The 19924-nt window shown below is 47.6% G+C and carries 17 protein-coding genes, 1 pseudogene and 1 riboswitch; of the genes and pseudogenes, 14 read left to right on the forward strand and 4 right to left on the reverse strand.

The genetic code is table 11. The annotated features are described in order from the left end of the window. Window positions 1-15 precede the first annotated feature (15 nt). From SPTER_RS05455 to fliB, 14 genes and pseudogenes are all read left to right on the forward strand, one after another. Window positions 16-1029: an ABC transporter ATP-binding protein gene (locus SPTER_RS05455; RefSeq protein ID WP_144349396.1), complete on the forward strand. Its 1014-nt coding sequence runs from the start codon at window positions 16-18 to the stop codon at window positions 1027-1029. After that, a complete protein-coding gene (locus SPTER_RS05460) occupies window positions 1016-2002 on the forward strand; it encodes an ABC transporter ATP-binding protein (RefSeq protein WP_144349397.1) in 987 nt (328 codons plus the stop codon). The genes SPTER_RS05455 and SPTER_RS05460 overlap by 14 nt, the downstream gene beginning before the upstream one ends. A gap of 122 nt (window positions 2003-2124) precedes the next feature. Then, entirely contained in the window at window positions 2125-3663 is a 1539-nt protein-coding gene (locus SPTER_RS05465; protein WP_144349398.1) for an N-acyl-D-amino-acid deacylase family protein, read from the forward strand. A gap of 27 nt (window positions 3664-3690) precedes the next feature. Further along, a complete protein-coding gene (murI, locus tag SPTER_RS05470) occupies window positions 3691-4506 on the forward strand; it encodes a glutamate racemase (protein ID WP_170233160.1) in 816 nt (271 codons plus the stop codon). Window positions 4507-4595: 89 nt separating this feature from the next. Then, a complete protein-coding gene (locus SPTER_RS05475; RefSeq protein ID WP_170233161.1) occupies window positions 4596-5357 on the forward strand; it encodes an aspartate dehydrogenase domain-containing protein in 762 nt (253 codons plus the stop codon). A gap of 156 nt (window positions 5358-5513) precedes the next feature. Beyond that, on the forward strand, window positions 5514-6725 hold the full coding sequence (locus SPTER_RS05480) for a pyridoxal phosphate-dependent aminotransferase (protein WP_144349401.1): 1212 nt from the start codon (window positions 5514-5516) through the stop codon (window positions 6723-6725). Window positions 6726-7271: 546 nt separating this feature from the next. Continuing rightward, window positions 7272-7631, forward strand: a complete 360-nt coding sequence (locus SPTER_RS05485; RefSeq protein WP_144349402.1) for a nitroreductase — start codon at window positions 7272-7274, stop codon at window positions 7629-7631. 837 nt (window positions 7632-8468) lie between these two features. Further along, window positions 8469-10469 carry an EAL domain-containing protein gene (locus SPTER_RS05490; protein ID WP_144349403.1) on the forward strand — a complete coding sequence of 667 codons (2001 nt, stop codon included), beginning with the start codon at window positions 8469-8471 and terminating at the stop codon, window positions 10467-10469. A 3-nt stretch (window positions 10470-10472) separates the two neighbouring features. After that, window positions 10473-12167: a circadian clock protein KaiC gene (gene kaiC, locus SPTER_RS05495; protein ID WP_144349404.1), complete on the forward strand. Its 1695-nt coding sequence runs from the start codon at window positions 10473-10475 to the stop codon at window positions 12165-12167. Between the two features lie 154 nt (window positions 12168-12321). Then, the gene (locus SPTER_RS05500) at window positions 12322-13452 is read left to right on the forward strand and encodes a PQQ-dependent sugar dehydrogenase (RefSeq protein ID WP_211367485.1); all 1131 of its coding nucleotides are present in this window, start codon (window positions 12322-12324) and stop codon (window positions 13450-13452) included. 148 nt (window positions 13453-13600) lie between these two features. Beyond that, window positions 13601-13777, forward strand: a complete 177-nt coding sequence (locus SPTER_RS05505; RefSeq protein ID WP_144349406.1) for a TonB-dependent receptor — start codon at window positions 13601-13603, stop codon at window positions 13775-13777. Window positions 13778-14641: 864 nt separating this feature from the next. Beyond that, window positions 14642-15218, forward strand: a pseudogene (locus SPTER_RS25245) (reverse transcriptase domain-containing protein); the annotation flags it as partial. Window positions 15219-15359: 141 nt separating this feature from the next. Beyond that, window positions 15360-15611 (forward strand): group II intron maturase-specific domain-containing protein, encoded by a 252-nt coding sequence (locus SPTER_RS25250; RefSeq protein ID WP_246105602.1) that lies wholly within the window; start codon window positions 15360-15362, stop codon window positions 15609-15611. 204 nt (window positions 15612-15815) lie between these two features. Then, complete coding sequence (gene fliB, locus SPTER_RS05515) at window positions 15816-16925, forward strand: flagellin lysine-N-methylase (protein ID WP_170233162.1); 1110 nt, start codon at window positions 15816-15818, stop codon at window positions 16923-16925. Between the two features lie 453 nt (window positions 16926-17378). On the opposite strand, the gene thiT is transcribed toward fliB, so the two are convergent. The 4 genes from thiT to SPTER_RS05535 form a co-directional block, all read right to left on the reverse strand. Then, window positions 17379-17939 carry an energy-coupled thiamine transporter ThiT gene (gene thiT, locus SPTER_RS05520; protein ID WP_425474358.1) on the reverse strand — a complete coding sequence of 187 codons (561 nt, stop codon included), beginning with the start codon at window positions 17937-17939 and terminating at the stop codon, window positions 17379-17381. 165 nt (window positions 17940-18104) lie between these two features. Next, window positions 18105-18208, reverse strand: a riboswitch (TPP riboswitch). Between the two features lie 70 nt (window positions 18209-18278). Further along, entirely contained in the window at window positions 18279-18998 is a 720-nt protein-coding gene (locus SPTER_RS05525; protein ID WP_144352765.1) for a thiamine diphosphokinase, read from the reverse strand. A 338-nt stretch (window positions 18999-19336) separates the two neighbouring features. Then, window positions 19337-19573, reverse strand: a complete 237-nt coding sequence (locus tag SPTER_RS05530) for a hypothetical protein (RefSeq protein ID WP_144349409.1) — start codon at window positions 19571-19573, stop codon at window positions 19337-19339. Window positions 19574-19738: 165 nt separating this feature from the next. Next, window positions 19739-19918 carry a hypothetical protein gene (locus SPTER_RS05535; protein WP_170233163.1) on the reverse strand — a complete coding sequence of 60 codons (180 nt, stop codon included), beginning with the start codon at window positions 19916-19918 and terminating at the stop codon, window positions 19739-19741. Window positions 19919-19924: the final 6 nt, after the last annotated feature.

Consider the following 19924-nt stretch of genomic DNA (forward strand, 5'->3'; position numbering starts at 1 on the left):
TGAGGGATGAGACCAATGGACAATCTTTATCCTTTACTGCAAGTAAATAATTTAAAAACCTATTTTGCGACAGAGCAGGGATCCGTAACCGCAATTGACGGCATTGATTTCACTGTGCATGAGGGAGAAACTGTGGGGCTGGTCGGCGAATCAGGCTGTGGCAAGAGTGTAACCTCTCTTTCGGTTTTGCGTTTGTTTGAAGAATACAGCGGTACTAAAATAGAAGGAGAAATCCTGTTTGAAGGTAAAAACCTGCTGAATTTGTCAGTGAACGAAATGGAAACCATTCGTGGAAACCGGATAGCAATGATTTTTCAGGATCCCATGACCTCCTTAAACCCGGTCTTTACTGTTGGCGATCAAATTGCCGAGTCGATTATTTTACATCAGCGGCTTGGTAAAAAAGAGGCCTTGGCCAGAGCCGTGGATATGCTGAAACTGGTGGGAATTTCTTCGCCGGAACGGCGGATTCATGAATATCCCCATCAACTATCCGGGGGAATGCGGCAGCGGGTAATGATTGCTATGGGACTGGCCTGCGAGCCCAGACTGCTGATTGCCGATGAACCCACAACGGCACTGGATGTGACCATTCAGGCCCAGATTCTGGATCTAATACTGGCTTTGCAGAAAAAGATTAATATGGGAATTATTCTTATTACCCATGACCTGGGGGTGGTAGCCGAGGTGTGCTCGCGGGTCATGGTTATGTATCTGGGTCAAATTGTTGAGGAATGTTCGGTGGAAACATTATTTACACGGCCGGCCCATCCTTACACAATCGGCCTGATACGGTCTATTCCCACCCTGGAGGGCAATCGCCGCGAACCGCTGCACATGATTGCCGGCAAGGTTCCATCCCTGCAGCAGATTCCACCAGGCTGTCGGTTTGCCCCCCGCTGTCCCCGGGCCGATGCTGTCTGCCGGTCTAAGATGCCGGGCCTGGAGACTGTTGCCACCGCCCATAAGGTACGCTGCTGGCATTATGAAAATCCGGATAAGAGGGTGAACAGTTATGCCGGTCAGTAAGGTCGTTCAGGCAACGGAGCCGTTAATTGAGGTCAAGCATTTAGTAAAGCATTTTCCGGGGAAAAAGAAACTGTTTGCGCCTCCGGCTGTGGTCAAGGCTGTTAATGACCTTTCCTTTACCATCGGCAAAGGAACGACCTATGGCTTGGTCGGGGAGTCCGGCTGTGGGAAAAGTACGACCGGGCGTATGCTGCTGCGACTGATTGAGCCTACGTCCGGGGAGGTCTTTTACCAGGGAAAAGATATTTTAAAGTTAAATAGGCTGGAACTGCGTCAGCTGCGCAAAGACATGCAGATTGTTTTTCAGGATCCGTTTTCCGCCCTTAATCCCCGTATCCGGGTCGGTGAAGCCATCCGGGAAGTGCTGGACATCCATAGCATCGGTGAGCCTAATACCCGCAGAGAACAAGTCTATGAGCTTTTTCACCGGGTCGGATTAAACAGAGAGCAATATGACCGTTATCCGCATGAGTTTTCCGGCGGGCAGCGGCAGCGGATCGTGCTGGCGAGGGCACTGGCTGTAGATCCGGGTTTTATTGTGTGCGATGAAGCGGTGTCAGCTCTTGATGTTTCAACCCAGTCGCAGGTTATCAATCTTCTGGAAGACTTGCAGCAGGATTTGTCGCTGACCTATTTGTTTATTGCTCATAACTTGAGTGTTGTGCGGCATATTGCTGATAAAATTGGGGTTATGTATCTGGGAAACCTGGTTGAAGAAGCCAATACAGATGACCTATTCTCCGAGCCTTTACACCCTTATACCCAGGCCCTGCTGTCCGCTATCCCGCGGACGGATCTGAACAGTAAAAGAGAGCGTATTGTTTTGTCCGGTGATGTGCCGTCTCCGCTCAATTTACCGGCAGGCTGTGTTTTTCACACCAGGTGTCCGGCCGCCAGGGAGCAGTGCCGGCAAGAAGCTCCCCCGCAAAAAAATGTGCCGGCCGGCCGGCGGGTTGCCTGCCACCTTTATTAACCGGGCAGGCAATAGGCTATGTTTTCCTATATCGTCAAAACATGAAAAAAAATCATAAATATAATATTTTATATCGCTTATAGCCATAACAGAGGCGATTTGCGCGGAATGGAGTGAATGGCATGAATACCCCTATTCTCATAAAAGGAGCAACTATCTATGACGGCAGTGGAACCCCGCCTTTTATCGCCGATGTTCTGATTGCCGGCGGTGTCATCAGCAGGATCGGCCGAACGATTCAACCGGCGGGCTGCGAGGTAGTGGAGGCGGCAGGCCGGATTCTCGCGCCTGGCTTTATCAATACCCACAGTCATTCCGAGCTTGAGATATTCAGGGATCCCCGGCTGCTGCAGGTAATCGGCCAGGGCATCACTACCGAGGTACTCGGACAGGACGGCTCGTCAGTCGCCCCCATCGACGACGCCCATGTCCGGGAACTGGCAGAGAATATGGCGCCGTTATGTGGCAAGACAGACCGCCCGTATTGGTGGCGGAGCTATGCCGATTACATGCATGAAATCGAAACGGTCAATCCCGCGGTGCGCTTCGTTGGCCTGGTGGGACACGGCACAGTCCGCATGCGGGTAATGGGCAGCGAAAACCGGGTTCCCACGCCTGGAGAACTCAAGCAGATCTGCGATATCATTGAAGACAGCATGGCTGAAGGTGCCTGCGGCGTTTCGTTCGGTATGATCTATCCACCCAGCAGTTATGCCCCCACCGAGGAACTCATCGCGGTCTGCAGGGTAGTGGCCCGGCATGACGGCATCGTCATGGTGCATACCCGCAACGAAATGGGCCGGTTAATTGAATCCTTTGAAGAGATGGTTCATGTAATGAAGGAGAGCGGCGTCAGGCTGCTGATCTCCCACCTCAAATCACTCGGTTTTCTTAACTGGGGCAAGGTGCTCAGGATCCTTGACCGCATGGAGCAGCTTCAGGCCGAAGGGTATGACATTACCTTTGACCAGTATCCCTGGACGGCAGGCAGCACCGGCATGAAAGTCATTGCGCCCGGCTGGGCCTATGCCGGCGGCGAGGACGAATTCCATAAACGCCTGCATGATCCCGGCCTTTATGAAAAGATCCTGGCAGACACCCGCGAGGAATTGTATGCGCGCGGCAGCGGCAAGAGCGTGCAGATTGCCGCCGTCCCTCCCGGTGAGTTTGAGTGGATGGCCGGCTTGCAGCTTGACGCCGTAGCCAAACGTCTGGACATGGACGAGGCGGTGGCGGTGCTTCATATTCTGGAAAAAACCCGTTCTTCGATCATTTGCGTTTACCATGCCCTTTGCGAGGCGGATGTGCAAAAAGTGATGCAAAGTCCCTATCATTGTGTTTGTACTGACGGTATTGTCGGCGCTGTGCCGCATCCGCGGGCCTATTCAACTTTTCCGCGCTTTCTGGGGCGCTATGTGCGTGAGCTTGGCGTTATACCACTGCAAACAGCCATCCGCAACATCACTTTCGAACCGGCCCGGCGCCTGCGGCTGTGGGATCGCGGACTGGTGCGCACAGGGCTGGCGGCTGACCTGGTGCTGTTCGATTACGAGCGGGTGATGGATACCAACAGCTATGCCGAACCCAAAAAACTGCCGACAGGCATTTGCAAGGTCTGGGTGAAAGGCGTGCTGCGCTATCAGGAAGGAATGTCCTTTTAACTGAATTATTTTAGGAGGCGCTTTATTTTGAACGATCGGCCTATTGGCTTGTTTGACTCAAGTTTGGGTGGATTGACGGTTTACAAAGAGGTAAAAAAGATATTGCCCAATGAGAGTTATATTTATTTTGGCGATACCGGCCGCTCGCCATATGGTTCGCGGCCTGAATCAGAATTGAAAATTTTTGTGAAACAAATTATTCAATTTATGCAAAAGAATGAGGCCAAAGCAATTATTATTGCCTGTAACACAGTTACCGCGCTAGGCTTGGAGCAATTGAGCAAAGAGTACAGAATACCGTTAATTGGCGTAAGCCGTGTTCCGGAACTGACGGCTTCAACTACCAGAAACAAACGAGTCGGCGTTATCGGCACAGAGATTACCGTTCGTTCAGGCTTGCATAAGCAAGCTATTTTGCATATAGATCCTGCTATTCAGGTGTTTTATAAAGCCTGCCCCCAATTTACACCAATACTTAATAGTGGTGACCTGGCAGGAAAAGAAGCCAGAGATGCTGTTGAAGAATATTTAACTCCGTTAAAAGCAGAGCGCATTGATACGCTGGTATTGGGGTGCACAGCTTTTCCGTTTCTGTTGCCGGTAATTAGGGATTTTATGGGAGAAGGTGTCACGATCATTGATCCGGCGGCAGAAACCGCAATGCAGCTCTTTCGTTGCTTAAAACAGGCCGGGCGGCTGCATAAAGCGGAAAATCCGACCAATAAGCTATTATTTTCGGAACCCGATATCGAGAAAATACGACTTATTGCCAGTAAAATCATCAACGTGGATGATTGCCGCTTTCAATATTATGACATGAGCCAGGGCAGTGATCATATCTGACCTTCCCCAAGTGCATCTCCCGGTGAAACGGTTGCGCGCAAAGTCCATGGCCTGGTTGTAGCATGGACGAGACGATAAGGAGGCTAAGCATGAAGAAAAAAGTTGGTATTATTGGCTATGGTACAATAGGAAAGCATGTTTTTGAAAAATTATCCCAAGACGAAGTGGAATTCGCATTTGTGCTTGAGAGGATGGCAATCGCGGATAACAAAAATGGCCACCTATTTACCGACTCCACCGAAGAAATTGTAAGGAAATGCGCTGCGGGAGTGGATCTGGTCATAGAAACTGCAACTTCGCAAGCAGTAATAGAATTAGCTCCTACCATTCTCAAGGTTGCCGATATGGTTGTTTTTTCGGCAACGGCCTTTGCTGATCAAGAATTTCTGCACCAGATCAAGCAAATTTGCCAAACATCCGGACACAATCTCTATATTCCTCATGGCGCCATTTTGGGGCTTGACGGCATATTTGACGGAAAAGACGTTTTACAGGCGGTCTCGGTTACGACAACCAAGCGACCGGAAAATCTTGGCCGCACCGACACCTGCAGAACAATTCTTTACGAGGGATCAACCCGTAATGTCTGCAAGCTGTATCCCCGCAATGTCAATGTCCATGCAGCGATAGCCTTAGCCGGACTTGGCTTTGATAAAACCCAATCCAAGATTATTTCAGACCCTGACTCCCCGGGCAACACGCATAGCATTGAGATCAAAGCACAAGGCTGTTCGTTTAAAATCGAAGTATTAAGCGAGCCGATATCAGGGGTGACAGGGGCCTATACACCGGTTTCCGCCTATTCATCCATACGGCGGGTCTTATTCAATCAGGGGCTGGTAATAATTTGATTTTTAACAACTCAGTCCGCAAGAACTATACCTATCGATATTCTAAATAAGACGGAAGCGTTTTGGCCGCAAAAGGTCATAAGACCTGCGCAAAAAAATACAGGCATTTCGTTTATTTAGGAGAATTTAATTTGGAGGGACGAAAGGAGAAGCACAATGAGTCTATTACATGACAAATTTTCCAAGATCGGTGTTGACAATGCCCCTGGCCAGGAAGTGCGCCAGCACATAGGGGAAATTCGGTTCCGGGGAAAAGAGATACCTGGCAAGCCGGTCGACTTTTCTCATGGCGATGTCAATGCCTTTGAGCCAATCCCCGGCTCGCTGGACGAATTTACTGCCGGCGTCCGGCGCGGCGGCGAGCAGGCCTATACTGAGTATCGCGGCGGCAGCAGCATTCGCCTGGATTTGGCGGCAAAGCTTACCAGGTTCAGCGGTGCTGCAGTTTCTGCTGACAAGGGCCTTATTATTACTCCCGGAACGCAGGGCGCGCTGTTTTTGGCAATAGGCTCTACCGTTGCCAGGGGTGATAAGGTGGCAATCGTTGAGCCTGACTACTTTGCCAACCGTAAGCTCGTCCAGTTCTTTGAGGGCGAGGTCATTCCCATCCAAATCGACTATCTTGGAACCTCCGAGTATGCCGGTTTAGACCTAACCCAGCTGGAGGACGCATTTAAGGCCGGCGTCAGACTCTTTTTATTTTCCAACCCCAACAACCCCGCAGGGGTAATCTATTCACCGGCCGAGATTCGTGCTATTGCCGGCCTTGCCCAAAAATACGGAGCCACAGTTATCGTCGATCAACTATACTCCCGGCTGCTGTACGAGGGGAAAACCTACACACACCTGTGCACGATGGACATCGATCCGGAGAATATACTTACCATCATAGGACCGTCAAAACTGGAATCCCTTAGTGGTTACCGGCTGGGAGTGGCCTTTGGCTCATCCAAAATCATCGACCGTATGGAGAAGCTACAGGCTATTGTGTCCTTGCGTGCTGCCGGCTATAGCCAGGCCGTGTTGAAGACCTGGTTTGCCGAGCCAGCCGGATGGTTAGATAAGCGTATCGTGCTGCATAAGGCAATCCGGGATGACTTATTAAAAATTCTCCGGTCAGTTGAGGGGCTGGCAGTAAGAGTACCGGAGGCCGGCAGCTACCTCTTTCCCCGCATTCCAGCGCTAGCTGTTACTATCCAGGAATTCGTCAAATTTCTTCGTCTTCAGGCCGGGGTAACAGTGACTCCCGGTACAGAATTCGGTTCGCATTTCACCGATAGTTTCCGTCTCAATCTTTCCCAGGATCATGAAGCAGCCGTACAGGCAATCGAACGTGCCGTTAAGCTAATCGAAAGATATCGCCAATAGCGGCATTATACAGTAGGAGCCTCAATATACCAGGCATCCCGGGTCTGACTATGAGGTGATCTCTCGTTTATCATATCCAGGAAGACTAGTGATGACGCTCTCATTATGTACTACTGTTACTGCAGTATATATTAATGAGGAGCGTCTTTTTTTCGTAAGAGCGTTGAGACCCTACAGCGATTTATAGACATACCGATGCCAATGGCAGGATAAGGGCGATAAAAGGCATTAAATGACTCAAGAGAACCGTCCCCTTGAGTCGTTCCCCTTGAGTAGTTTTGGTTGCAGTGTAATTGTATAACTGGTAAAATATAGCTAGCAATTAAATTTGCATTGCGATTTTATTACACTGGAATCCCAGAAGCTGCAGCAGTGAGCTTATAATAAGAATTAACATGATGCCAAGCTTACTTAGTTTCCTGTTAGTGGATCAGGCAGCTTACCAGCAGACAAAGTGAAGGGATGGGGAGCGGTAAAGTCTGCGCCAGCCTTCATTAAATGTAATCTACTGTGAATGGGTATTCGTAGAGAAAGAAGAATTTGACTATGAGACAACAGGAACTATCGCCGATAGTTTGCAAAAATTGCGCGTCCCGGCTTGCTAAGTGGTGTTATGAACAGCATTGGTGGTTCCGGCTGATTCGGGAGCCACTACTGCTGGGTATGCGCAGCATGGCCTGGTGGCATGGGATCGATGCCCGAAAACATGTGGTGCGCAATCCCGAATGTCACGGGTGTATCCGCTTCATGAAGGACGAACTGGAGGCAAAATCGCCTACCTTTCGCTTTCTCAATGAACATCTCGGTAAAAGAGTCAGTAAACTGCGCAATTCAATGCTCACACAGCAGGAACTCGATGAAGCCAAGCGCTATGCCCGGGAAGCTATGGAGGAAAAACGGGAGTAAGTGGCAGCTGAAAAAGAATGGACTGTGAGGTTGCTGGGGAAGAGATCTATAGTTGACAGTAGACCCGCAAGCAAATACACAAAAAGACGCCTGCAGCATCCCGGGTTTTTGCCTGGTACAAGATGTTTTAGGCGTTTTTAATTATCGGTGTCCGGCAGATTTTTTTCAGCCTCCAATCCGGCAAGTACATTCAGCTATATTTTTCATAGTTGAGGGGACTCGTTCATTTTATCGGCTTGTTCAGTGGTTTCGAACCGTTCCCCCGGAGTTATTTTGGTGGCTGAAGCGGGAGCAAACAGATTCTTGCCAAAAGTGAAATAAAAAAAGGTTTTTGTTGTATTTTGACGAAATATTACATAACAAAATAGATGCAGCAATAGAGGACATCTGCATCCACTGAAAAATTGCTTCAGCAAGCCAGCATTTAATCAAAATGGCGGAAGAATTACAACCGGCTGCCGTCAGTTAAAAGTTTAGTTAAATAAACGTAACAAGGATAACCCTTTTAAATTTGATATGAGAGATTATGCTGAATGCTATGTAAATTTCAGGATGGTATAAAACAAGAACCTGACCTGACCAGCGTCAAGTAGATAATTTTCCCAGCAATCAGTACCATCACGCATAAATTGGTACTGATTTTGTTTGTATAGGCATAAATTTGCCGGCCAAAAGGAATGCGGAGATGGACGAATGGCTAATTTATGCAAGCAAGCCGGGATAATGTAAACGTACGGTATCATCTGTGGTCTATTCGTAGTTGGTTTTGGCCTCCTAAGGTGTTTGCTTGCTGCGTTATGTGGGCTGAACGGTCTGTTGAAAGGATGAATCTCTAGCGTGAACGCAACAATGAATATGCATGCTGATCAGTCCATGGAAGAAATCGGGATACTAAAATTATATATATTCGGCCAGTCACAGAAATCCGTAAACGCGTTGGCTAATCTCCGGAAAATTAGCGAGAATAACCTAAACGGGAAATTTTTTATAGAAATTTGTGATTTAGAAATCCACCCTGAGAAAGCCAAGCAAGATAAAATTTTGGCAATACCTACTTTAGTCAAGTGTTATCCACCCCCTAGTATGAAAATAATCGGTGATCTGTCGGATACGGAAAAGGTTCTGTGCATACTGAATGAAGGTGATCATACCTATCACAATGTGGAGGACGATCATATATACCGCATTATTGTCGAGGAAATGCTGGAAGGATTTGTGACACTTGATGAAGATGGGTTTATTCTTTTCTATAACAAGGCATTTGCCAATATGCTGGGGAACAAGCCGGAGGGGATGGTCGGAACTGCCATTACCAATATGATTACCAGCCCTGCCAGCGCCGAAATAGAAAGTTTTTTGAAAAATGGACAACGGAACCTGCGGCGGGAAATAAATCTGTTTACAGATGCAAAGGATAACATACCGGTACTAGTCTCGGCCAGCCGCTTGGATTGGAACGGGAGTAAGATTGTCTGTATGCTGTTTGCCGATCTCACGGCGCAAAAAGATGCCGAGATCACGGTCAAGAGAAAAGAGGAAATTATTACCCGGATGGCATACTTTGACAGCTTAACTGATCTTCCCAACCGGACTTTATTTATGGACAAGCTTGGCGCAGCCATAAGAGAGGCAGAAAGATCGGATGATAAGTTAGCGGTCATATTTATTGATCTTGACAATTTTAAAAGAGTTAATGATACGATGGGCCATGAAGCAGGAGATTTGTTACTCAAAGATATTGGTATTCGCTTCCAGCGAAGTATCCGGGAAGCGGATACTTTGTCCCGTATGGGAGGCGATGAATTTGCGGTTTTTATGCATATAAAGTCAGACATTAAGGAAGCTGATGCGTTAGGGCGCAGGTTAATCCAAGTCGCCAGCCAGCCTTTTACCATAAATAATACAACGCATGTGTTAAGCGCCAGCATGGGGATTGCAATCTATCCGCATCATGGACACACCGAAGAGGAACTGCTGAAAAACGCAGATACGGCGATGTATAAATCAAAAGCCCAGGGAAAAAACAAATGCTGCCTTTTCGACGATTCCATGCGAGAAGAAGTTATGAAAAGAGCCTGCATGGAGGGATACTTGCGGGAAGCCTTACAGCAAAATGAGTTGTCGGTTTTTTTTCAACCCCAGTTTGACATTGGAACAGGGGCTTTACGGGGGATGGAGGCTTTGCTGCGCTGGCATAGCAAACAATTAGGCAACGTTCCGCCCAGTCAGTTTATCCCCCTTGCCGAGGAAAACCGTTTAATTCATCAATATGGCAAATGGATGTTAAGGCATGCCTGTCAGAAAAACAAAGAATGGCAGAATAAAGGTCTGCCGCGAATTCCGGTTTCAGTGAACATATCGCCTAGAGAGTTAGAGCAGGATTGCTTTGTGGAGCAGGTAATTACTATTTTGCAAGAGACCGGGTTGGAGGCCTGCTACCTGGAGCTTGAGATTACGGAAAGCCTGATGATCAATGGGGATATAAAAGCAATAGACAAACTGGAAGCATTGAAAAAAATAGGGGTAGGTATTGTTCAGGATGACTTTGGGACTGGCTATTCATCCTTAAGCTATCTCAACAGTTTGCCTATCCAGATATTAAAAATCGATAAAAGCTTCATCGCTAATCTGCAACGCAAAGAGAGTGATATTAGCCTGGTTAAGGCAATCATATCCCTGGCGCACAATCTTGGCCTGAGGGTTGTGGCTGAAGGGGTGGAAAATACCGAACAGGTCAATATCCTCAAAGAGTGCCGGTGTGATTTTACCCAGGGATTTCTGTATTCCCCGCCTGTAGATGCCAGGACGGCGGAAGAATTTTTAAAAAACAAGGAGTAGTTTATGGAATCAACTGTTATTCAAAGGGATCAGTGTTTGCAAAAAATACCAACCGGTATTAAGGGCTTCGACGAAATTACGTATGGCGGTTTGCCGCGGGGGCGGGCGGCGCTTGTTTGCGGCGCGGCCGGTTGCGGCAAGACGCTGTTTGCTATGCAATTTCTTGTAAATGGCGCAGTTTTGTATAACGAGCCAGGAGTCTTTATGTCGTTTGAAGAAAACGAGGCCGAGCTTGCCGAGAATTTTGCCTCGCTTGGCTTGGATTTGAATGAGCTTGCCGAACAAAACAAAATCCGCCTGGATCATGTATTTATTGGCAAAAGTAAAATTGTCGAAAACGGTGAATATGATTTGGCAGGGCTTTTCGTACGTCTTGATTCCGCCATAAACGCTATCGGCGCCAAACGGGTCGTCCTTGACACCATCGAAGCCCTGTTTTCCTGTTTGAGCGATACGAAACTGTTGCGGGCCGAGCTTCGCCGGCTATTTCACTGGTTGAAGGAAAAAGGGGTTACGACGATAATAACCGGTGAGCGGGGAACGGATGCTCTGACGCGTCATGGGATCGAGGAATATGTTTCCGACTGTGTGATCGTGCTGGATCATAAGGTTATTGACAACATCTCAACCCGGCATTTAAGTATTATGAAATACCGTGGTTCTGCCCACGGGACCAATGAATATCCTTTCCTCATTGATGAGCATGGCATTTGTATTATGCCGATAACTTCGGTAGAACTTGATGCGGTTGCTTCCACAGACCGAATTTCCAGCGGCGTTGCGCGGTTAGATACCATGCTTGGTGCCGATGGCTTTTATGTTGGCAGCAGTGTCCTGATTTCCGGGACCGCAGGGACGGGGAAGACGACTTTGTCTGCGCACGCGGTCCATGCCGCCTGTGGCCGGGGTGAGAAGAGCTTATATTTCGCCCTGGAAGAATCACCCAATCAAATCATTCGCAATATCAGGTCGGTGGGGATAGATTTGCAGCAATGGGTGGATAAGGGGCTGCTGCAATTTTTGGCAGCCAGGCCAACCTGCTTTGGCCTGGAAATGCATCTGGTAACAATGTATAAAACAATTACCGAATTTAATCCGCGTCTGGTCATAGTGGATTCCATGTCAGACCTGGTCTCGATGGGGAGCGCCAAGGCTGTCAAAAGTATGCTTACCCGGCTGCTTGATTTCCTTAAGCACAAGCAAATCACCGTCATCTTACTGGAATTATCAACAGTAAATAGTATCGAGCTAACCAAGGTTGGCATATCCTCGTTGGCTGATACCTGGATCGCGTTGCGCGATATCGAGCTTGGCGGCGAGCGCAATCGCGGCCTCTATATCTTAAAATCCCGCGGCATGGCTCACTCTAATCAGATCAGAGAGTTTGTCCTTACCGACCAGGGCATTGATTTATTGGATGTATACACCGGCCACGAGGGTGTATTAACCGGCTCTGCCCGCTTTACCCAAGAGGCTAAGGAGAAAGCCGAGCTGCTGCTACGTCAACAGGATATTGAACGCAGGCGTCAGGACATTGAGCGGAAACGTAAAAAGGCGGAGGCGGCAATAGCAGAAATACAAACTTGTTTTGAGGCTGAAAAAGCTGAGCTGGAAGACCTCATAGTACACGGCGAAGCGGAATTAAAAATATTTGCCAAAGGCAGTGAACAAATTGCCCTAATGCGCAAAGCTGACTAGGGCATGTCGTTACCGGTAGCAGTGAGCCATGGCCCGCTTTTATTAATTGATCAAATGGAGATAATCGGCATCTCACATGGGGTTATGAGAACCGTTGACGGAAATGGCTGTCCCTATTGTTCTCACAAAAGACAAAATACCGGGAGGTTGCAACGTGGCGAAGAGACATCGTATAGTCAGTGTGCTCAGTGTGTTGTTTTTGTTGCTTGCTGCTGCCGGCTGCGGCAAGGCGCAGTCCAATGTCGAGCAAATTCAGTTGCCGCCGGGATTTCGTATAGACGTGTATGCCAGCGGGGTTGAAGGCGCGCGGTCGCTGACGCTGGGCGATAACGGCATTGTTTTTGTCGGATCGCGCAATGCGGGGCGCGTGTATGCATTGGTTGACGAGAAAGGCGATGGGTCTGCCGTTGCGGTTATTACAGTTGCCGAGAACCTGGACACGCCGAACGGAGTCGCCTATGGCGGCGGTGCGCTTTATGTCGCCGAAATCAGCCGGATTCTGCGGTATGACAATATCATGACCAATTTGCGGCAGCCGCCGGCGCCGGTGGTGGTTACCGACAGGTTGCCGCAGGAGCGGCACCACGGCTGGAAATTTATGGCCCTTGGGCCTGACGGGAAACTGTATGTGCCGGTAGGCGCGCCCTGCAACATCTGCGCAAGCCAGGGTGAGCACTTTGCCAGTATTATGCGGATGAATCCGGATGGTTCAGGGCTGGAAGTATTTGCTCAGGGGGTCCGCAACACGGTAGGCTTTGACTGGCATCCGGCTACGCAGGAATTGTGGTTCACCGATAACGGGCGCGACTGGCTTGGCGACGACCTGCCGCCCGATGAGCTTAACCATGCTCCCCGCCCGGGAATACATTTCGGCTATCCGTACTATTACGGCGATAATGTTCCCGACCCTGAATTCAGCCAGCGCCCGGACAGTGCCGCTTTTACCGGGCCGGCCCTGAAGCTTGGCGCGCATGTGGCTGCTTTAGGGATGCGGTTCTATACGGGCACCATGTTTCCGGCAGAATACCGCAACCAAATCTTTATTGCCGAACACGGTTCCTGGAACCGGACGGCACCGACCGGCTACAGAATTAGTTTAGTGCGCCTGCAAGCAGGCAAGGCGGTCAGCTATGAAGGTTTTGCCGAAGGCTGGCTGCAAGCGATCAACGCCTGGGGCCGGCCGGTAGATGTTCTGGTCATGCCGGACGGAGCGCTCCTGGTTTCGGACGACCGATCGAACGCCGTTTATCGCATAAGCTATGAAAACAGGCAGGGGAACAACTGATGCGAACAAGTTTTTTTGCTGAATCAGCCTGTTTAAGCGGGAGAATCAACGTCGGCGCCGGCGCTTGTTTTGCGCAGGGGACGCGAACCTCTTGACGTAGAAAACCTGCTGCCTTGGTCAACAGAAATTCCGCTTTATTGCAAAAGGGATGCTGGCAGTAACTGGGCGCGGCACGAAAACATATACCTCAGATTCGTATCTAACCTTGGATATGAACGTTCGTTATCAAGCGACAAAGGATACGCAGGTTTACTTAAAAGGCTATAACCTGACCAATGAAGCTTATGAACTTGTTAGTCAAAATTATGGTAGTACAGGAGCATAGCCGATGCCAGGGAGAAGCTTGGCCATTGGCGTGGAACAATGCTTTTACGTTTTCTAGCTAGATAGCTTATAAGGAGAATTGATGGGACAAGGAACCTGTCGTGCGCCACGAAGGCGATGGTTGAGAACAACAAGCATCGCTAAGCTTAACTAGAGATGGAGGAAGGTCCTCCGAACCGCCATTCAGGTGGAGGACTCAAACCACCGTAAGCTGCTGTGGACAAAAGCCATGGTAGTGAGCGTTACGGAAAAGGCGAACTGAGAGTTTGTCAGGTAAGTGCCAATGGAGACGAATAAAAATGAACCGCTGTTGAAGTATCGAAACTTGCAGGAGTCGTCAAAACCAGGAGCAGACAGGTATCCTGGGAAGAGTCTGGAGGAAACCTGATTACCGACCAGAGGGCGACCGGTATAGAGGCGGCGTGAATGTGGTACAGGCTTTAGTTAGGAACGTGGGAACCTACGACCCTGATGAGAAAGGAAAACTCCAAGCGGAGACCCCGCAAGGAGGAAAGTACGGATGCGGGGTATAGGGGCGGAATAGCTCGTAGTAGTGAGGAAACTTTTGTAATGAAAGCAGAGCGAAGGAGCTATGTTATCTGGTTTTGAAAATTGGTCAACCAATAGGGAGGAACTAATGGACAAAACAAAATCGTTTGTAATTCCCCGAGAAGCAGTAAAACAAGCATACGAACAGGTAAAAGCGAACAAGGGGTCAGCCGGTGTTGATGGGCAATCCATAGAAGGATTTGAAGAAAACCTGGCAGATAACCTGTATAAGCTGTGGAACAGAATGTCCTCTGGAAGCTACTTTCCACCGCCAGTCAGAGCGGTAGAAATACCGAAAAAGAGTGGCGGGAAAAGAATGCTAGGAATACCGAGTGTAAGCGACAGAATAGCACAAATGGTCGTGAAAATATACTTGGAACCCATGGTAGAACCACATTTCTGTCAGGATTCGTATGGCTACAGACCAGGGAAATCGGCTATAGATGCAATAGCGATAACCAGACAGAGATGTTGGAAATACGATTGGGTATTGGAGTATGATATCAAGGCATTATTTGACGCGATAGACCATGAGCTACTCATGCGGGCAGTAACGAGACATACGGATTGTAAGTGGATAATATTGTACATCAGGAGATGGTTAGCAAGCCCATTGGAAAACAGCAGATGGAAAAATAATGGTGAGAAAAGCGGGAACGCCACAAGGCGGGGTAATTAGTCCGGTACTAGCGAACCTATTTTTGCATTATGCATTTGATAAATGGATGGCGCGAAACAATCCACAAAATCCATGGGCAAGATATGCAGATGATGGAATAATCCACTGCAAAACCAAAGAAGAGGCAGAAAAGCTACTCGGTAAACTAGACCAGCGATTCAGAGAATGCGGACTTGAACTTCATCCAGATAAGACGAAGATTATTTATTGCAAAGACAATAAACGTACAGGGAATAATCAGGAAACAACATTCGATTTTCTAGGATACACCTTTCGGCCAAGAAGCGCTCAAACAAGAGAGGGAGAGCGGTTTCTTAACTTTTTACCAGCAGTCAGCAGGAAAGCAAGCAAAGCCATGCATCAGACGATACGCGGGTGGAAACTTCACCGGAAAACCGATAAAGAACTTGCGGATATAGCCAAAGTAGTAAATCCAGTAATTAGAGGCTGGGTTAACTACTATGGCCGCTTCTACAGGTCTGCGATGTATCCAATCCTGCGAAAATTAAACCAGGGCTTAATTAGATGGGTAACAAAGAAGTACAAGCGAGTCAATGGCCGCCCAAAGCAAGCGCAAAACTGGTTGGCAAAAAATAGCGCAGTGTGAACCTAGTCTTTTTAGCCACTGGCAAATGGGAATTATTCCAATGATTAGATGATGGGAGCCGTATGAGTCGAGAGGCTCAAGTACGGTTCTGAGAGAGCCTGGGGGTGGAACTCCTCCGGGCTACTTACCCCTGTGTCCCTGTCTCTGTGTTATAATGACAATGGATGGTTGTGTATGTTTGGGCGCAGATACAGAGGAGGAACTATGATTGGTTCGCATGTTAGAGCCTTCAGGTGCCGTGCCTGCGGCTACTGTTGTTATAGAAATAAAGTATGGGATTCCTATCTTGAATTGGATGAAGTCACTTTTGAAAAAATAACCAACGAGGGCATGGACGATATTAAAAGCAATATAATTACAAGCCAAAATCAGGTAAGACAGTTGAAATGTACTGGCAATCAATGTTCATTTTTAAATAAAAATAATTTATGCGATATAAATTTGCAGTATGGTTACGAGTATTTGCCTGACGCCTGTAAAACCTATCCGCGAATCATCGGCTTAAGTACACGGGGAATTGAAGCTTCGCTAATCTTTGTTTGCCGTGAAGCCATTAAAACAATTATCAGCCAAAATAAAATCACTTTCAGTGACGAGAAGATTAAGGGGTTAATACATCCCAATATTTATCACTACGAACTTTCCTCTACAGATGAATATGACATACAACGCATAAAACAATACTTTGAGTTTTTACCGAGGGCCATAAACGGCTTGCAAAATAGATGCCTGTCATTAAAAAAACGTTTACTCATTCTCGGTGAAGAATCCCTGCGCATGAGTGAATATACCGAAACTATAAATTTCTCAGAACCGAGTCTAAAGGATTCCTTAGGAATCTTGCACGAAATTATTATCAGTAGAACATATGAAGCAGATAATGATTATACCGAACAATACATCGATAGCCTACGGAAAATTCGTTCCATTATAGATGATAAAACTTTTTCCTTGGCGGCATTCAAAAATACTAAGGAAACGTTTATTGGTAGAGAATATGACCAATATGCCTATATATTAGAGAACTATTTAGTTAACTTTATGACTACTAACATATATTTTTTTAATGGCTCGGCCTTTGGTTATATTATGCTGATGATTCTATTATCTTCAATTCAGTTATTTATGGCCGGCTATGCTGCGTTTTATAGGCGTACCCTGGATGAAGAAATAATAATATTAGCCATTCAAAATGTAGATACGGCATTCTTTGGCCATATTAATTGGTTTTCGAATAAAATAACTGATATTATCAAACAGCACGGCCTTTCTACTTCTACCAAAATGGCCGTAGTGCTAGGACAAGTATTGTAATTCTTTCGGACGCAGACTAGTACTTCGTCTCCCTCAAAACCAAGGATAGTTTGCGCAGCTTTTCCCGCACTGCTGCGTTGTCGTCACCTTACCTGTGTCCGATAGGCGCGGCCCGCGCAAGTAATAAGAGACCCATCACCTACCGGCCTTATTAAAGCAGATCTTACTGAATCAGTTAGCGTCCTCCGCCTCGCCTTGCAAAAAATCCCCGCGAATTCTTTTACGCTTTCAATGTAGTCAGACCACTAGCGCCTCCGCCTGATATTATATATTAAACCAGGTGGAGGCTTTGGTTTACGAAAGTGACAAATGAAACGAGTGCCCCCCTGTCCCCGCGTTTGTTCCCGCGGTAATTGTATTTTTCGCCAACAAGCGAAAACAATAGCCTGTGTCCGTGTAATAAAAACTGTCCCTCCGGCCGAGGGACAGTACGAAGTTTATATATGAATCAGGTTATACTTTCGTATCTTTAACATGGTCGCTAACCAGTGACTGCCGCCTAATGGTCATTTCAATCCGTTCAATAGGCAGCATTCGTATGATGATTACGCAAATAATGCATTCCATACTTAGATAGCTTGCATTAAATAAGAAGGAATACAGATATGGCGATACCGTCGGCGGCGCATAACTGGCAAAAAACACGATCCCGGAAATATAATGGAATATAAACCGGCCTATAATACCGACGGCGGTTCCCGCCAGATACCGGCCTTTGAAATATCCTGCCAGCCCTAAAGCCATAAAGGGCAGCGGATAGTCAAACAACACCTGGACCGGGTGCAGGATAAAGGGATCCTGGATCAAATTAATCAAGCCAAATAAAAACCCGGTAAGATACCCAACCTCAGGCCCGTAAAAGAAGGCCATAAGCAGGATCGGGATCATACTGCCAAGAGTTACGCTGCCTCCCTGCGGCATATGGTATAGCTTAAACGCGTGCAGGATGGCGGCCAGAGCCAGCGCCAGCCCGATATGGGACATCAGCCTGGCGTTGAATGTTACCTGCTTCATTCTCAGCAGCGCTACGACTAACAAAATGACTCCTCCCAACGTCAATAGTGTAGTCGGGCTTGCTGCAATCGTTGCTATGTTGTCCGGCAAGTTGCCTTTCATACCTCGTACCCCCATTTTGAAAATAATTTTAAGCCGCAGGCCTTTGCTGGACTGCGGCTTTCCTATTGCGTCAAGTCGCTTCCCTACGCTGGCATTACCCAGGTCAGGTTAAGGGTTAATGAAATCTGATTTCATCTCTCAGCCCGTAGGCACCCCTAGCACATTTGGTATTTTATTCCATTATAACATTATTTTGTTTAACCGACAAGTAATTTATAAGTTTTGTAAGTTTTGTTCTTATTTATCATGCTGCCATTGTAGATAAATGCCCAACAAGCCTGCCGTCACCGCTACCGTTACTTCCTGGCAATCGCCCAGTGGCTGGTTACTAATTGCGTAGGGCAGATTCCGCTGGAGTTCGGTTTTTTGCAAAGGCCAGCGCACACCGTCAATCGTAACCCCTAAGCAGCAGTCTGACAGGGAAATCAGGGATATGATGTCAGGCATAGCATCAGCTTTGATTCTTACTGTATCCTGGTCTGCGATAAAAAACAAGACTTCAGACTCATCGGCGGCAATACCTTTGCCGCCAAGTGCTTCCCAACCGGCTAAGGATTGGATGTTGCTAAAAGCATGGTCAAACCGTCCGCCCCAGACACCGGTGACAACGGCAGTGGCCGGACCGTGCATATCCCGGGCTCGAAGTAAAGCCAGCTGAAAATCGGTATAATCCTTATCGGCAGGATAGACCTCCACCGGGACGCCCAGGCTCTTACCCCAGGTCCACGCCGCCGGGCTGGCGCTGTCGCCGTCACCGATGATCCGTGCCGGTGTTATACCGGCTTGACGGCAAATCTGGATACCGCTGTCAATACACCATAAAGGAGCCTTTGTTGCTATCTTTAGAAACCACTCTGCGGCCGGCGGTCTGCCGCCTGCCGCCATTAACAGCATTGCCGCCGGCAGCGGTTTCCTAAATACAAGCTCAGCCTGCGGCAGCATTACACTATAGCTCATGTTTACACCTGTCCCAATTCCCATACTCTAGATTATTTACTTCACCCTCTCTGCTTTATTATCCTCTTTGCCCTGATAAGCATTTAAAGACAACTCCCCTATTGCCGCGTACCTATGGCACCGACAAGGTAAAGGGCTGGACTTTTTTATATGCAACAGCGCCGGACAAAAATATCCTCCTAGTTTTGACAGGACAATATATTGGTTCTCTGTCCCGGGTTGGCCGTGTTTGGGGACAGATTCCGCAGGTCATCAGCCAATTCCTGCGTTTGGTCGCAAATGTATGTTGTGATTATCAGCAAGCAGCTAGTATTATAAACGTTTGTTCCAAATTACATTCAACCTGTTTGTATAAAACAATGAAGGTGAAATAAATAAAATCCGCTGTATCCATAATCATCGGAATAACAGCGGATTTTTTGTTTTTCTTTATGACGCATATAGTCGTTTTTGCGGTCGACCCAGATAGGCGCCAGTTTTACTGCGGGAGTCATGGCCCGATTAGGTTTACCGGCAATCTTTAAAGTGTTTGGATTAATGGTTCCACATTTAATTATTCTTTTCTTTTTGGACATGGATGCACCTCCTATACTGATACCATTATAATCTAATAGCGATCTATTGGCAAATTGTCCAATATTGTATTGGCACAAATAAAGGATTACGAGTTGCAAAGCGAATATACTGCCGGAAGGCTGCTTTTGATATAAAAAGAAATACCGCCTTTAGGCGGTATAGCGTCATTTTTCTTTCGGTATTTGTGGCATATTGATCGAATTCACTTCTTTGGCACTTTCCTGGTTAGAAACCTCTTTAGGATCACCAAGGGTAACACGGGGAGAATTGCCGGTTTTTTTGCTTTGATATAGATCGCTCATCATGCACCTCTTTTGAGTAATGGTTGAAGTTAGTTTTTCCATGAATAA

Origin of the sequence: Sporomusa termitida (assembly GCF_007641255.1) — a bacterium.
In the GTDB taxonomy this organism is placed as follows: Bacteria; Bacillota; Negativicutes; order Sporomusales; family Sporomusaceae; genus Sporomusa; species Sporomusa termitida.

What these genes read in the sequence shown, in the direction of transcription:
- SPTER_RS05455 (WP_144349396.1), top strand. Translation starts at nt 16, where the DNA reads ATGGACAATCTTTATCCTTTACTGCAAGTAAATAATTTAAAAACCTAT.
- SPTER_RS05460 (WP_144349397.1), top strand. Translation starts at nt 1,016, where the DNA reads ATGCCGGTCAGTAAGGTCGTTCAGGCAACGGAGCCGTTAATTGAGGTC.
- SPTER_RS05465 (WP_144349398.1), top strand. Translation starts at nt 2,125, where the DNA reads ATGAATACCCCTATTCTCATAAAAGGAGCAACTATCTATGACGGCAGT.
- SPTER_RS05475 (WP_170233161.1), top strand. Translation starts at nt 4,596, where the DNA reads ATGAAGAAAAAAGTTGGTATTATTGGCTATGGTACAATAGGAAAGCAT.
- SPTER_RS05480 (WP_144349401.1), top strand. Translation starts at nt 5,514, where the DNA reads ATGAGTCTATTACATGACAAATTTTCCAAGATCGGTGTTGACAATGCC.
- SPTER_RS05485 (WP_144349402.1), top strand. Translation starts at nt 7,272, where the DNA reads ATGAGACAACAGGAACTATCGCCGATAGTTTGCAAAAATTGCGCGTCC.
- kaiC (WP_144349404.1), top strand. Translation starts at nt 10,473, where the DNA reads ATGGAATCAACTGTTATTCAAAGGGATCAGTGTTTGCAAAAAATACCA.
- SPTER_RS05505 (WP_144349406.1), top strand. Translation starts at nt 13,601, where the DNA reads ATGCTGGCAGTAACTGGGCGCGGCACGAAAACATATACCTCAGATTCG.
- SPTER_RS25250 (WP_246105602.1), top strand. Translation starts at nt 15,360, where the DNA reads ATGCATCAGACGATACGCGGGTGGAAACTTCACCGGAAAACCGATAAA.
- fliB (WP_170233162.1), top strand. Translation starts at nt 15,816, where the DNA reads ATGATTGGTTCGCATGTTAGAGCCTTCAGGTGCCGTGCCTGCGGCTAC.
- thiT (WP_425474358.1), bottom strand. Translation starts at nt 17,939, where the DNA reads ATGAAGCAGGTAACATTCAACGCCAGGCTGATGTCCCATATCGGGCTG.
- SPTER_RS05525 (WP_144352765.1), bottom strand. Translation starts at nt 18,998, where the DNA reads ATGAGCTATAGTGTAATGCTGCCGCAGGCTGAGCTTGTATTTAGGAAA.
- SPTER_RS05530 (WP_144349409.1), bottom strand. Translation starts at nt 19,573, where the DNA reads ATGTCCAAAAAGAAAAGAATAATTAAATGTGGAACCATTAATCCAAAC.
- SPTER_RS05535 (WP_170233163.1), bottom strand. Translation starts at nt 19,918, where the DNA reads ATGGAAAAACTAACTTCAACCATTACTCAAAAGAGGTGCATGATGAGC.